At 60.6% G+C, this 14,522-nt stretch carries 11 protein-coding genes; 5 read left to right on the top strand and 6 right to left on the bottom strand.

Annotated elements, in window-relative coordinates:
* Nucleotides 1-483 precede the first annotated feature (483 nt).
* Nucleotides 484-1,053, top strand: coding sequence for a sterol desaturase family protein (locus tag EC836_RS19775; RefSeq protein ID WP_123336272.1), 570 nt, complete (start codon nt 484-486; stop codon nt 1,051-1,053).
* Here EC836_RS19775 and crtB read toward each other — a convergent pair.
* The 6 genes from crtB to EC836_RS19745 all read right to left on the bottom strand — a co-directional run bounded on the left by crtB (nt 992) and on the right by EC836_RS19745 (nt 7,208).
* Complete coding sequence (crtB, locus tag EC836_RS19770) at nt 992-1,921, bottom strand: 15-cis-phytoene synthase CrtB (RefSeq protein ID WP_123336270.1); 930 nt, start codon at nt 1,919-1,921, stop codon at nt 992-994. The genes EC836_RS19775 and crtB overlap by 62 nt on opposite strands.
* Entirely contained in the window at nt 1,918-3,396 is a 1,479-nt protein-coding gene (locus tag EC836_RS19765) for a phytoene desaturase (RefSeq protein WP_123336268.1), read from the bottom strand. The genes crtB and EC836_RS19765 overlap by 4 nt, the downstream gene beginning before the upstream one ends.
* Nucleotides 3,389-4,567: a lycopene beta-cyclase CrtY gene (gene crtY, locus EC836_RS19760; protein ID WP_123336266.1), complete on the bottom strand. Its 1,179-nt coding sequence runs from the start codon at nt 4,565-4,567 to the stop codon at nt 3,389-3,391. Before crtY ends, EC836_RS19765 begins: the two co-directional genes overlap by 8 nt.
* Nucleotides 4,564-5,592, bottom strand: coding sequence for a type 2 isopentenyl-diphosphate Delta-isomerase (gene fni / locus EC836_RS19755; RefSeq protein ID WP_233599369.1), 1,029 nt, complete (start codon nt 5,590-5,592; stop codon nt 4,564-4,566). Before fni ends, crtY begins: the two co-directional genes overlap by 4 nt.
* A complete protein-coding gene (locus EC836_RS19750) occupies nt 5,589-6,506 on the bottom strand; it encodes a polyprenyl synthetase family protein (protein WP_123336262.1) in 918 nt (305 codons plus the stop codon). Before EC836_RS19750 ends, fni begins: the two co-directional genes overlap by 4 nt.
* 147 nt (nt 6,507-6,653) lie before the next feature.
* Nucleotides 6,654-7,208: a YtfJ family protein gene (locus tag EC836_RS19745; protein WP_123336260.1), complete on the bottom strand. Its 555-nt coding sequence runs from the start codon at nt 7,206-7,208 to the stop codon at nt 6,654-6,656.
* A 900-nt stretch (nt 7,209-8,108) separates the two neighbouring features.
* Between EC836_RS19745 and EC836_RS19740 the strand changes: the two genes are divergently transcribed.
* From EC836_RS19740 to EC836_RS19725, 4 genes are all read left to right on the top strand, one after another.
* Nucleotides 8,109-10,202 carry a TonB-dependent receptor gene (locus tag EC836_RS19740; protein WP_123336258.1) on the top strand — a complete coding sequence of 698 codons (2,094 nt, stop codon included), beginning with the start codon at nt 8,109-8,111 and terminating at the stop codon, nt 10,200-10,202.
* 424 nt (nt 10,203-10,626) lie between these two features.
* The gene (gene dagR, locus EC836_RS19735; RefSeq protein WP_123336256.1) at nt 10,627-13,425 is read left to right on the top strand and encodes a transcriptional regulator DagR; all 2,799 of its coding nucleotides are present in this window, start codon (nt 10,627-10,629) and stop codon (nt 13,423-13,425) included.
* Between the two features lie 120 nt (nt 13,426-13,545).
* Entirely contained in the window at nt 13,546-13,980 is a 435-nt protein-coding gene (locus EC836_RS19730; protein WP_123336254.1) for a PTS sugar transporter subunit IIA, read from the top strand.
* Nucleotides 13,981-13,993: 13 nt separating this feature from the next.
* Nucleotides 13,994-14,479: a PTS system mannose/fructose/N-acetylgalactosamine-transporter subunit IIB gene (locus EC836_RS19725; protein ID WP_105593016.1), complete on the top strand. Its 486-nt coding sequence runs from the start codon at nt 13,994-13,996 to the stop codon at nt 14,477-14,479.
* The last annotated feature ends 43 nt before the right edge of the window (nt 14,480-14,522 follow it).

Genomic DNA, 14,522 nt, shown 5'->3' with positions numbered 1-14,522 from the left:
CGAGCAGTTAGCCAAAAGGGGTACGTCCTCTGCGGCCACCGGGCAATCCGCAGCGCTGAGGTGCAGGCTGCGGGGCCGGAGAGACCAGCATGGATGCTGGGCTCAGGCGCAGCGCGGGCAGGACGCCCGCTCTGCGCCGGTCCGAAAGACCCGTAGTCGAAACCGAAGGCATCGCGCAGCGACGTGAGGACCGCCCGGTGGCCGCAGAGGACGTGCCCCGATCGCCAATCCCACCGCCAGCCAGGCCGAAAGACCCACAGTCGAAACCGAAGGTACCGCAAAGTGGCGTGAGGACCGCCCGGTGGCCGCAGAGGACGTGCCACGATCGCCAATCCCGCAGTAACTCACGACGTCTACACAGCAGCCAATCCCGCCGCCAATCCGCTGAATTCATCCCCCAGCCCGGCAGCTCTTCCCCCGATTGCTATACTCATCAATCACCCAAATCGCACACCCTCTTCCCCTGGACAACAAGGAATACAAATGCTCGTGCTGTGGAACACCCTGATTGTCCTGGCGACCGTCGCCGCGATGGAAATGATTGCCGCGCTGACGCACAAATACATCATGCACGGCTGGGGATGGGGCTGGCACCTTTCACACCATGAACCACACAGCGGCAGATTCGAAGTGAATGACCTGTATGCCGTGGTCTTTGCCGCGCTGGCCATCGCGCTGATCGCCTTCGGCGCGTCCGGCGTCTGGCCACTACAGTGGATTGGCGCGGGCATGACGCTGTACGGCCTGCTCTACTTTATCGTCCACGACGGCCTGGTCCACCAGCGCTGGCCGTTTCGCTATATTCCACGTAAGGGGTATTTAAAACGCCTGTATCTGGCCCATCGGCTGCATCATGCGGTGCGGGGTAAAGAAGACTGCGTGTCGTTCGGCTTCCTTTATGCGCCGCCTGTAGCAAAGCTGCAGGCGACACTGCGCAGCCGCAACCAGCAGACACACGCCGATAGCGCCAACAACGATAAAGAAAAACAGGCTAGCGGGGACGCTGCCACAGATGGATCGCGCGAGGCGTCGGCTTCACGAGGCGAGAACTAAGCGCCTGCGTCGCGCCCTTTGCCAGTAGACCGACCTTTTCCATGCGACTTGTCCCCTGACGGCTATCCCAGGCGCGGGGGCCGGCCGCGCTCACCTTCACGCCAATTTCACGATAAACGCCGTGCGCCGAGGCAATCGCCCATGCGCTGCGCAGCGGCAAACCCGGTAGCCCCGCGCGGGCGGAGGCGTAATACGGTTCCGCGGCCGCCACCAGCCGCTTCGCCAGTCGCGCCAGCTTTTCGCGCCAGGCCGGATCGGCTATCCGCTCTGCGGGAATACCTTCCTCAGCCAGCCACTGCGCGGGCAGATAGCAGCGCCCCGCCTGTGCATCTTCAACGATATCGCGGGCGATGTTGGTCAGCTGGAAGGCTAAACCCAGGTCGCAGGCGCGATCCAGCACCGATTCGTCACGCACGCCCATCACCCGCGCCATCATCAGCCCCACCACGCCCGCCACGTGATAGCAGTAGCGCAGCGTATCCTCAAAAGTCTCATAGTGGGTTTCCCGCACGTCCATTGCAAAGCCTTCAAGATGCTCGAAAGCCAGACGCGGGGGAATGCTGTGGCTTAGGGCAACCTCCTGAAGTGCGGCGAAGGCCGGATCGTCCATTTTTACACCGTCGAAAGCGCGCTGCGTCTGCATCTTCAGGCGGTCGAGCCGCTGCTCCGCGCTGTCGCCGTCTGCTGCGGCCTGGTAAAAGCCGAGCACCTGCCCGTCGATCACGTCATCGCAGTGGCGGCACCAGGCGTAGAGCATCAGCGCGCTGCGGCGGGTGGGTGCATCGAACAGCTTTGATGCGGTGGCAAAACTCTTTGAACCGACCGCCATCGTTTCGGTAGCGTGATCCATCAGCGTGCCGTTGGTCATAGCAAATCCCCCAGCATCAGGCCCGCGGTGGCTTTCGCCGAACCGATAACGCCGGGGATCCCCGCTCCGGGATGCGTGCCCGCCCCGACCAGATAGAGGTTGCTTATCCTGCTGTCGCGATTATGCGGCCGGAACCAGGCGCTCTGCCGCAGGATCGGTTCGACGGAAAACGCCGATCCCTGCCAGGCTCCCAGCCGGTCGCGGAAATCAAACGGCGTAAACATGCGGTGCGTCACCAGCTGTTCGCGCAGGCCGGGCATGTAGTGCTGCTCCAGATAGGCGAAAATACGGTCGCGCAGGCGCGGGCCTTCCACCGTCCAGTCGAGATCCGCCGTGCCGAGATGCGGCACCGGCGCTAACACGTAATAGCTGCCGCAGCCCGGCGGCGCGAGCGAGGGATCGGTCACGCAGGGCGCATGCAGATAAAGGGAAAAATCTTCCGACAGCGTCGGCGAATGAAAAATCTCATCGATCAGCGCCCGATAGCGCGGCCCGAAGCAGACGGTGTGATGCGCCAGCTGGCTGTGATGCTTGTTCAGCCCGAAGTAGAGGACAAACAGCGAGTTACTCATGCGCTTGCGCTTGAGCGATGCGCCGCGCGCGGCCCCGACGGGGTGGTGCCCCAGCAGTTTTGCATAGGTTTGCACCACATCGGCGTTAGATGCCACCGAAGCCGCTGCAATCCGCCGCCCGTCCTTCAGCTGCACCGCGCTGATACGTTCGCCTGCCGTCTCCAGCTTCGTCACTTCCGCATTCAGCTCCAGCGAGCCGCCGAGATCCTCAAACAGCTTCACCAGCCCCTGCACCAGCGCCCCGGTGCCACCGCGCGCAAACCACACGCCCCATTCCCGCTCCAGCGCGTGGATCAGCGTGTAAATGGATGACGTGGCGAAGGGGTTGCCGCCGACCAGCAGCGAATGGAAAGAAAACGCCTGGCGCAGCTGCTCGTTTTCAATAAATTTCGACACCATGCCGTACACGCTGCGCCACGCCTGGAGCCGTGCCAGCTGCGGCCCGGCGCGTAGCATATCGCGGAAGGATAAAAACGGTATGCTGCCCAGTTTGAGGTAGCCCTCTTTAAACACCGCTTTCGAATAGGCCAGAAACTGCCGGTAGCCTTCCACATCGCGCGGATTGAGACGGTGGATCTGCGCTTCCAGCCGCGCCTGATCGTTGTCGTAATCAAAGACTTCGCCGTCCTCCCAGCAGAGCCGGTAAAACGGTGTGACCGGCAAAAGATCGACGTAATCCTCGATGCGCTTACCGGCCAGGCTGAACAGCTCTTCGATCGCCGTCGGGTCAGTGATCACCGTCGGCCCGGCGTCGAAGGTAAATCCTTCGTCCTGATAGACATAGGCGCGGCCGCCGGGTTTGTCGCGCTGCTCCAGCAGCAGCGTCGGGATGCCTGCCGCCTGCAGGCGGATCGCCAGGGCAAGGCCACCAAAGCCAGAGCCGATAACTACAGTTTTACTCATCGTGAAAAGCTCGCAGCCGGGGGGAAAATTTCAGTGCGGCGCGCAGGGCCTCGCCCACCGGAACCGGTGGCTTACCTGCCAGAATCCGCACCCTGTCTTGCAGCGTTAGCTGACCCGCGTAAAAGCGGGCAATCAGTCCATGGTTCAGTTGATAAAAGCGCTGCATCACCTGCCAGCGCCCCTGCGGCGGCCCGGCGAGAAACAGCATGCGGTTGAGCAGGCGAAAGAAGCGCTGGTGCCGCCACTGCGCCAGGGCGTAATCCTGAATCAGCCTGAACAGCGCAGCGGCATTCAGGTCTGGTGCGGCCGCGATCAAATCCGCCAGCGCCACCGCCTGCGGCAGTGAGTAACCGGTGGTCGCATGAAACAGCCCAACGCGTAAACCGCTGCCAGGCTGCCCCGCCTGCGCCCGCCAGAACGCACGGGCATCGCCCGACAGCGCGATCGGCAGATTGCCCTGCTCTTCCCGCTCCAGGCGATCGAGGAGCCAGCCATGACGATCCGCGTACTGGCGGATCTGCTGCCGGGCGAGATCGACATCCAGCGTGGCGCGGTCAATATAGTGCGTATCTTCAATCAGCAGCTGGCGGTCCGAAAGCGGCAGGGTGTAAACAAAACGGTAGCCCGCAGACTGGTCGACGGTGGCGTCCATCAGTATCGGCCGCGTCAGACCGTGCGGCTGACTCAGGCTCCACTGCTGGCCCAGAAAAGCCTGACAGCCGGTAATCAGATGGGGGCTGGGTCGGTAGCCGCGCCCGTCAATCACCGCCGCCGCGTTCAGCGTTTGTCCATCTTCCAGCGTCACCGTTTCCGGCGTCAGGCTGGCGACTCGCGTGCCGCTCCACAGGCTGTCACCCAGCGCCTGGCTGAGCACGGAAGCAAAGCGTTCGGAGGTCACGCTAATGTACTCCCCCGCCAGGGTACGGTTCAGCGCCGGGAAGCGCACGTCGTATCCCGCCCAGCGATGCGCCACCAGCGGCGCTATCCAGCGATGCTGCCCGGGCAGCAGATCGCGCTGATGGAAAGACCAGGTATGATTGCCGCCCGGCTCGGCATCTGATTCAAGCAGCAGCACACACAGCCCTGGCTGCTGCTGTCGTAACCGCCAGGCAATCAGACCATTCGCCAGCCCGCCACCCACCAGTATCAGATCCCAGCGAGGTGCACTCATTCAGCAGGTACCAGTTTCGCCTGGCGAAGATCGCGCAGGCTGCCGCTGCCGGTGCAGAAGCAGGCCACGCGCAGCTGTTCAATGATGACCTGAAAATGGTCGATCGTCGCCTCGCTGGAGACCGTCGCGCAGCCCAGCACACCCGCTGCCTGACCGGCGATATCCGCCCCTAACCGCAGCGCTTTCGCCACGTCGATGCCATCAACAATGCCGCCGGAAGCGATCAGCGGCACCTGCGGCAGCGCCTGATGCAGCTGTGTCAGCGCCTGCGCGGTGGGGATCCCCCAGTCGGAGAACGCCATCGCCACCGCGCGGGCCTGCGGCGATGCGGCGCGTTCACCCTCCACCGCCGCCCAGCTGGTACCGCCTGCACCGGCGATGTCCAGCATACCCACGCCCACCTCAACCAGCTGACGCGCCACCGGCACGGACAGACCCGCGCCAACCTCTTTGACAATCACCGGTACCGGCAGCGCTTCAACCGTATGAGCAATCGCGGCCAGCACGCCGCGCCAGTCGCGGTCACCACCGTGCTGCAGAGCTTCCTGCAGCGGATTGATATGGATAATTAGCGCGTCCGCTTCAATCATCCCGACCGCACGCCGGGCATATTCGGTGCCGTTTTTCCCAGCGATCTGCGCCGCGCCAAGATTGGCCAGCAGCGGAATATCCGGTGCGAGCTGACGCAGTTCACGCGTCAGTCCCCAGTCCTGTTCGCTTTCCAACGCCACGCGCTGGGAACCGACGCCCATCGCCAGCCCGAGTGCCTGAGCGGCTTCCGCCAGATGGCGATTGATGCTTTTCGCCCGCCGGGTTCCGCCGGTCATTGAGCTGATTAGCAGCGGCGCTTTGAGCGTTTTGCCGAATAGCGTGGTACGAAGATCGATGCGATCGAGGCTCAGTTCCGGCAGCGCACAGTGTTCAAAACGCCAGCGTTCAAAGCCGGTTGTACAGGTTTTCACCCTGCGCGATGCGTTCAGGACGATATCGAGATGATCGCTTTTTCGTTGGATAAGATCGCTCATCTGCACCCCGGCAGCGGCTGTGTGCCATTTTTGCCAAACAGCGCCATCTGTTTATCAAACCACGCATGCATAAAATGTCGGGTAGAGAGCCCGCGATGGCAGGCGCTGGCGATATGCTCATCCGCGCTGCGCAGATGTTCACGCAGCTTCTGATGAACCGCTTCGGCGCCCAGCAACGCCACCAGCGTCGATTTACCGCTGTCCTGGTTAGCGTCTTTACCGGTGTTGCTTAGCCCGTCGGAGAGATCGTCCATCAGCTGGAAGGCCTGCCCCAGATCCTGGGCGAAGCAGCGCAGTCGCTGGCGCGTTTGCAGCGGGGCCCCGGCAACGATGGCCGCCATCTGCAATGAGGCATCAAATAAACGGCTGGTTTTAAGCTCGTTGGTCAGCAGGATCGCCTCGCTGCTTCTCGCCCGGCTGCCTTCGCTGAGATCGAGATACTGCCCCTGTACCAGCCCCTGCGATCCCACCGCCAGCGACAGTTCCGCCACGGCCTGAGTTTTGCAGGCGGCAGACAACGACGGCGCCTCCACGACCACGCCAAAAGCGCGGCTCAGCAGCGCAACGGCGGCGAGAATGGCCACGCTTTCACCGTACTGAGCGTGGGTCGTCGGACGGCCGCGCCGCAGTAACGCATTGTCCATACAGGGGATATCATCCAGCATCAGCGAGGCGGCATGCACCATTTCAACCGCACAGGCGAGGTCGAGCAGGCCGGGCTGATCCACCGTACAGCCCAGATCGCGGGCGGCCAGGATCAGCAGCAGGGGGCGGACGCGTTTGCCCGCTGACAGCGTGCCTTCACGCATGGCGGTAAACACTAAATCCTGCTGTTCTCCGGCGGGCAAAAGCTGGTCCAGGCGGTTTTGCAGAGCTTCACGTAGCCTTTGCAGTTCGTCTTCATGATTGTTCATCGTTGCAGGCTACCCCTGACATTCACATGGCTTTATTTGCAAAGCCTAGTGCAATATTCAGAAATTTCTCTGAGTATCGGGAGTTGCGACAATCTTTTACAAAAAATAGATCGTTTGTACAGCTTTCTGGTGGTTTCAACCTGGGATTTAAGCCCGCAGCTGCTGAACTAAGGCGATCAGCTGCCGCACCTGTTCATCGGTCAACGCCCCGTCTTTGGCAAATCTGACCCGGCCCTGTTTATCCAGCACCACCACCGCCGCTCCTCCTTCAGCCAGCTGCCACGCGCGCCTGACTGCGCCCTTTTCATCAACGATAAACTGTGCGTCAGGCGTTTCCCTTTTGCTGCTTTCCAGGCTTTGCCGCACGAACATGGCGCTGCCGGGAATGGCATCGTCGGTGTTGACGATGGTGGTAATCCGCACCGTGGCGGTGGGGAAGCGGGCGTTTTCGATCGCCTGGATCAACGCGGCACTGCTCTCTTTCGCTGCCAGCCGCCCTGCCATATGCAGCACGATGCTCACCCTGCCGGTGAGCCGATCGCTGCTCCAGTTTTGATAGTGTGTTTCATCCTGCTGCACGGTCAACTCGCCACGATCGACCACGCCGATCGGCGGCAGGGGCTGGCCGGGGATCAGGTTGTGGGCGGAGGTGAAAAAGGGCAGGCCGCTGAGGGTCAGCAGCAGGGTAAGGCGCAACAGCATAGTGGGGTCCGGAGTTGGGGCTGGGTCACTGACTATAGGTGATGGTTTTGCGTTTTGCTCAGGGGTGATGGCTGCCGGACAGGCACAGACAGGCATTGTCGGGTCGTTTGCAAAGTCTGGGTTGGCGCTGGCGGGTTGTGCCCCCGGTCGGGCGGTCCTCGCGCCGCTTTGCGGTACCCTCACTTCGCTCGTCAGCCGGACGGACCGGCACAGACGGTTATTTGCAAAGTCTGGGTTATCGCTGGCGGGTTGTGCCCCCGATCGGGCGTCCTCGCGCCGCTGCGCGGTTCCTTCACTTCGTTTGTCAGCCGGACGGAGCGGCACATACGCGCGTCCTGCGCGGCTGTGCCTTTCGCCCACTTCCCTGTGGGCGAATCCTGGCTTCCTCTCTGCGTTCAGCGCTGCGGATTGCCCGCCCGGGGGCACAACCAGCCTGCTTTCTGACTTTCACGTTGCCTGAAAAACCCATCAGCTCTTCCTTCTTTCACAATACTGGCGAGATTCCCACATTCGGTGCTAATTAGCGTTCTTCAAACAGCGAACACTAAACCAAAAGGGGCACGTCCTCTGCGGCGGCCGGGCAATCCGCAGCGCTGAGGTGTAGGCTGTGGGGCCGGAGAGACCAGCAGGGATGCTGGGCTCAGGCGCAGCGCGGGCAGGACGCCCGCTCTGCGCCGATCCGCAAGGCCCATAGCCGAAACCGAAGGCATCGCAAAGCAACGCGAGGACCGCCCGACCGCCGCAGAGGACGTGCCCCGATCGCCAATCTCAACGCACAGCCAATTTATCGCTCAAAACAGTAACGCCAATCATTATCATTCTCGTCACCGTTAAGAATCCGTTTAGAAAGTGTTTATTAATGTAACGCCGCGTCTTGCAAAATTTCCTAATGGTTCTGAAATGAAAATCAATAAAATCACGGCTGCAATCCTTTTTGCGGCATCAGTACCCGTTTTTGCCCAGGAAGGCACTCTGGTTGTCACCGCCAGCGGCTATGAACAAAAACTCACCAATGCTCCTGCCTCAATTTCCGTTGTCAGCCAGGATGAACTGACCAAAAAAAACTACAGTGATTTGGGTGAAGCACTTAGCGGTATGGAAGGTGTAGACGTACGCGGCGGAACCGGGAAAACCGGCGGGCTGGATATCTCTATACGCGGCATGCCCAGCAGCTATACGCTGATCCTCATCGACGGTATCCGACAGAATGCCAGCTCCGATACCACCCCCAACGGTTTCGGTACCCTGAATACCGCTATGATGCCGCCGCTTTCCGCTATCGATCATATCGAAGTGATCCGTGGCCCGATGTCAACGCTCTACGGCTCTGATGCCATGGGTGGCGTGATCAACATTATTACTAAGAAAAACACCGACGAATGGCACGGCGGGCTGAACCTCTCTCATTCGGTACAGGAACACAGCAAATGGGGCGACAGCTCGACCGTGGGCCTGTACACCAGCGGCGCGCTGATCCCCAATACGCTGGATCTGACCCTGCGCGGCAACTTCGAACACCGCCAGGGTTCCAGCGTTACCAGCCTCAGCGATAGCGGCAGCGACACACGCGTTCCTTACCCTACCAAAAGCAATAACTACACCGTAGGCGGGCGGCTGAACTACAAAACCAGCGATAAAAATACTCTGTGGATCGATGGCGAAACCGCCGAGCAGGAGTATGACAACAGCCACAGTCAGCTTGGCCCGATCGGCACCAGCGGTGGCGGCTATCGCGACAAACTGCACTATCAGCGCAATAAAGTGGTTATAGGCCACGACACCGACCTGTCTCTGGGCCGCTGGAGCTCCAGTCTTTCCTATGCGGTCACAGAGAACAAAGGGCGCGTGCTGACCCCGCGCACGCTTTCTGCGGAGAACAGCGGTCTGAGTGGACAGGATCGCGAACTGAAGAACACCAATGCCATTTTCAATACCAGTCTCGTTGCGCCGATTGGTGACGACCACCTGCTGACCGTGGGCGGTGAATACTGGGATTCCCGCCTGAAGGACGGCATCGTGCTGGCGAACAGCGGCGAGACCTTCAAACAGAAAACCTGGTCCCTGTTTACCGAAGACGACTGGCAGATTATCGATCCGCTTTCCCTGACCTGGGGCGCGCGCTACGAGAAACACGACAGCTTCGGCGGCCACGTCAGCCCGCGCGCCTACCTGGTGTGGAACGCGCTGGACGACTGGACGGTGAAGGGCGGTGTCAGCACCGGTTATAAAGCCCCTTCCCTCGCCCAGCTACATAACGGCGTTAGCGGCGTGGCGGGCAATGGTCTGATTAGCACCCTCGGTAATCCGGACCTGAAGCCGGAATCCAGCGTTAACTACGAAACCGGGATTTACTATGAAAATGCCGACAATGTAAAAGCCAACGTCACCGGCTTTATCAGCAACTTCCGTAACGCGATTTCCAGTGAAACCATCGACGATTCGACAAACTCGTATCGTAACGTCGGTAAGGCGATTAACCAGGGGATTGAGTTCGCCTCCTCCTTCCCGGTGGTTATCCCGGAACTGACGCTGAATCTGAATTACACCTACACCGACAGCAAACAGCGCGGTGGCGATAATCCGGGCGCACCACTGACCAATACCGCACGCCATATGGCTAACGCGAAAATGTCGTGGCAGATGAGCGACGATCTGACCTCATGGATCGCGGCGGAATATCACGGCAAAACCCCGCGTTACACCACCGGCTACGGCAACCTGAGCGCGATTGAGAAAACGGTCTACGACGACCGCGGTGCCTATCTGAAGGCCTGGACGGTGGTGAACATGGGCGCAGCCTATAAAATCACCCCGGCGCTGACGGTGAACGGCTCGATCAACAACGTGCTGGATAAGGACTTCTCGAAAGTCAGTCTGTATCAGGCTGGTCGCAGCAGCACCTACGCGGGCGATTACTTCCAGACGCTGGCCTCCACCACCGGCTATGTAACGCCTGGCCGCAACTACTGGGTATCGCTGAACTACACGTTCTGAGCCAAAGAGTGAAAGACAGGCTTACCGCCCGGTAAGCCTGAACTCAAACTCTCAAGTTCTAAAACAGCGAGCAATTAGCCAAAAGGGGCACGTCCTCTGCGGCGGCCGGGCAATCCGCAGCACTGAGGTGCAGGCTGTGGGGCCGGAGATACCAGCAGGGATGCTGGGCTCAGGTGCAGCGCGGGCAGGACGCCCGCTCTGCGCCGATCCGCAAGACCCGCAGCCGTAACCGAAGGCATCGCGCAGCGACGTGAGGACCGCCCGACCGCCGCAGAGGACGTGCCCCACTCGCCAATCTCAACGCAACCCGGCAGCAAGACTCGCAGCAATCCCATCCCACCCCGCATCTGTAACCCCCATCTCTTTCTCCACCCGCCGATTAGTGTATGTTCTCAATCGTCATTTATTTTTAAGCGGTAATGAGATGAAACGGATTGAAATCATACTTGGAGAGCTGGAACGGTTAACGCAGGGACTCAGCCTGACCGACCTGGCAGAAGAAAAAGCCTGCACCGCAGAAGCGATGGGATTTAACCTCGGGCTGGCGCGCAACTCGGTGAGCAAAGACCTCAATCAGCTGTGGAATGATGGCCTGGCGATCAAAAGCCGCGGCCGTCCGGTGTTCTTCCTGCACCGCCGGGCGGCGGAGGCGCTGCTGGGCCGGTCGCTGGATGAGTCCGAACGCGAAGTGCGCTCGATTGCCGACCTACTGCCGCGCCAGGACAATCCCACCACCGACGATCCCTTTGTTGTGCTGACCGGCTTCGATCGCAGCCTGCGCGATGCGGTGGAAAAAGGCCGCGCCGCCGTGCTCTATCCGCACGGACTGCACGTGCTGCTGACCGGTCCTTCCGGCGTGGGCAAAACCTTTTTCGCCGAGCTGATGCACCGCTTTGCCTGCAAGCACACGGCGGGATCGCCGCCGCCGCTGATCTACTTTAACTGCGCGGAATACGCCCACAACCCGGAGCTGCTCTCCTCCCATCTGTTCGGGCATCGCCAGGGCGCGTTTACCGGCGCCAGTGAAAATAAAATCGGGCTGGTGGAACAGGCAGACGGCGGCTACCTGCTGCTGGATGAGGTGCATCGCCTGCCGTATGAAGGCCAGGAAAAACTGTTCTCGATCCTGGATAAGGGCGAGTATCGGCCGCTGGGGGCCAGCAGCACGCCGCGCCCGATTGCGATCCGGCTGATTTGTGCCACCACCGAACCAGTCAGCTCCGCCCTGCTGCGCACCTTCCAGCGGCGTATTCAGGTCTGCATCGATCTGCCGGGGATCCGTCAGCGATCGGTTGAGGAACAGATCGAGCTGATCGTCGGCTTCCTGCAGCGGGAAAGCCGCAAGATCGAACGCACCGTCAGCATTGATAAAACGCTGCTGCTCTGGCTGCTGAACAAGCCGCTGGAGGGTAATATCGGCCAGCTGAAAAGCGACATTCAGTTCCTGTGCGCGCAGGCCTGGGCGGCGGGGATGACGGAACATAACGAGACGCTCCAGCTGGATAAGCAGCTGGTGGAGAACCCGTTTAACGCCACGCCAGAGCAGCGCCAGCTGGTGGATAGCCTGTTTGCCGGTAAAGAGCGGCTGAACGTGGATGCGCGCACCCTGCCCGCGTTAAAAACCTCGCTGGCCAGCGGGATGGAGGCGGAAGAGAGCGATCTGTTCTACAGCTTCCTGACCCGCGAATACGTCAACCTGCGCAACAGCAACGTGCCGCCCGCAGAAACCCTGGCGATCCTGAAAAATAAGCTGAGTTCGATTTTTGAATACGGACTCTACAGCCGCGACAGCAGCACGCATCCACCGCGCTACGGCGATCGCATTGAAGAGCGGGTCACGCTGCTGATCGGCTGTGTGGAGCAGGTGCTGGGCTTTGCCCTGCCGGAGAACCTGCTGAACCCGCTGCGCAAACACTTTCTCGCGCTGATTGGCTACGTGCAGCGCGGGCTGATCCCGCAGCTTTATTCGTCGAATCTGATCCTCGACCGCTGTAAGGATGAGTACGAAAATGCCACCCTACTGTGCCGCAAAATCAACGAGCTGCTGCATATTCAGTGCCCGGCAACGGAGGTGGTCTGGCTGTGCCTGTTCCTCAAGGAGTGCCGCCACTACCGCCAGCGCATCGATGCCAGCCCGGACTGCGGAGTGATCCTGATTGCCCACGGCGCGACTACCGCCACCAGCATGGCGCAGTACGTGAACCGGGTGCTGGAGCGCGAGCTGTTCAGCGCCATTGATATGCCGTTTGAACAGTCGGTGCACGATACGCTGGAAACGCTGACGCAGATGATTCAGGCCCGCCAGTACCGGCGGCTGATCCTGATGGTGGATATCGGTTCGCTGGTCCATTTTGGCAGCACCATCAGCAAACTGTTCCAGATCGATGTGCTGCTGATGCCGAATATCACCCTGACCAGCCTGCTGGAAGTGGGGCTGGATCTCAGCTATGAAACCAGCGATCTGCCGCAGCTGGCCCAGCTGATGCAGGATAAAGGCATTGTCAGCCAGTTCTGCACGCCGCAGCAGGATCACGGCGGCAAGGTGCTGGCGATCTCCTGCATTACCGGCATGGGCACCGCGGAGAAAATCAAAAAGGTGCTGGAGGAAAGTTTCGGCGAACTGATGTCGCAGGATACCCGGCTGGCGATCCTCGATTACAACGAGGTGCGCAGCCTGGAGCGCGTGCAGCAGGCGCTGAAGCCCGGTGAACGACTGGCGGGCATCGTCGGTACTTTCCAGCCGGGGCTGCCGGATATTCCCTTTATCTCGCTGGAGGAGTTGTTCTCCGAGCAGGGGCCGGAGCTGGTGCTCAGCCTGCTGACGCCAGACCTCTCCAGCGCCGAGCGCCGCCTGGAAATGGAACGCAGCGCCATGCGCTTTATCAGCGCGCTGACCATGGAAAGCATCATCAACCATATTTCGGTGCTCAATCCCCGGCGCATTCTGAAAGAGATGGAGAGCGTATTTGACCATCTGACCACCGCCCTGTCGCTCAAACCGAGCCGCCAGGTGACACTGCGCTTCCTGATCCACTGCTGCTGCATGGTCGAGCGTATCGTGATTAACCGAAAACCGTTACAGATGGCGCTGGAAAACCGGCCCGATCTCGACGTCCGCGCGCTTAGTGTCATCAAAACCGCGTTTCTGCCGATCGAAGAGGCTTACGCGCTCCGCCTGTCCGACGCGGAATATTTTTATATCTACGAACTGCTCTACGGTTAATCCCTTATTCGACGGGGCCCCGCGCCCCGCCCTGCTTGCCACCTCCCCTGCGTGACACAAACTCTGGCACAGCCCTTGCTCTATGTACGTCTGTAAACGTAATTGAGCCAGGAGGCCACTTTGACTACCGCTGTCCCTACTGAACCCTTGCCCCAGATCCTGCTGCTGACTCACGGCGGCTGGGGAGAACAGCTTTGCAACAGCCTGCGCATGGTGACCGGCGAAATCCAGGGCGTAACCGAGATCGCCCTGATGCCGGTGGATACACTCGGCGAGTTTTATCAGCGGGTGGAAGCCGTGGTGAAGGCGATGCCGCGCGGCTCGCTGATCCTCACCGATTTTATCGGCGGCACCACCTCGAACGTGGCGGCGCGGCTCAGCGCGGACTATCCGGTGGCGGTGATTTGCGGGCTGAATGCCTCCCTGTTGCTGGAAGCGCTGGACCGCCGCGATGCGGGCCCGCTGACCGACTGCGTAACCGATCTGGTCGACGCCGGGCGCAGCAGCTGCCTGGACGTGGTCGCCCACGTTCGTCAATTACAACAACCACAATAAAAAGGAACACAGCATGGCAACGATCGTTTTATGCCGCATTGACAGCCGCCTGATCCACGGCCAGGTGGTCACCAAATGGGTTGGACAGTCCCAGGCCAACCGCATCGCCGTGGTCAGCGACGAGCTGGACGCCGATCCGTTTATGAAAAACATCTACCTGATGGCCGCGCCGCCGAATATCAAAGTGGACTGCTACAGCAATCAAAGCTTTGCGGCATCGTGGAAAGAGAATCAGCTGGGCGATGGCAAAGTGCTGGTGCTGTTCCCGTCGCTGGCGGCGATCCAGGATGCGGTCCAGCAGGGATTTGATGTGACCAACGTGCAGGTCGGCGGGCTGGGCGGCGGGCCTAACCGCAAAGCGGTCTTCCAGAACATCACCCTTGATGAGAAAGACGTCGGCATTCTGAAAGATCTGCGGGATCGCGGCGTGCAGGTGTTCTTCCAGACCATCCCGGAAGATAAGCCGCAGTCGCTGGACGATATCCTGAAAAAATTCTAACTCACTCACTGCACCCCTCTTTCAGGCGCAGCTCGCCTGAAGG

The organism is Erwinia sp. JUb26, assembly GCF_003751505.1.
Classification (GTDB): Bacteria; Pseudomonadota; Gammaproteobacteria; order Enterobacterales; family Enterobacteriaceae; genus Erwinia.
Note: the sequence above shows the minus strand (reverse complement) of the source record. Positions and strands in the feature narration are given on the sequence as shown.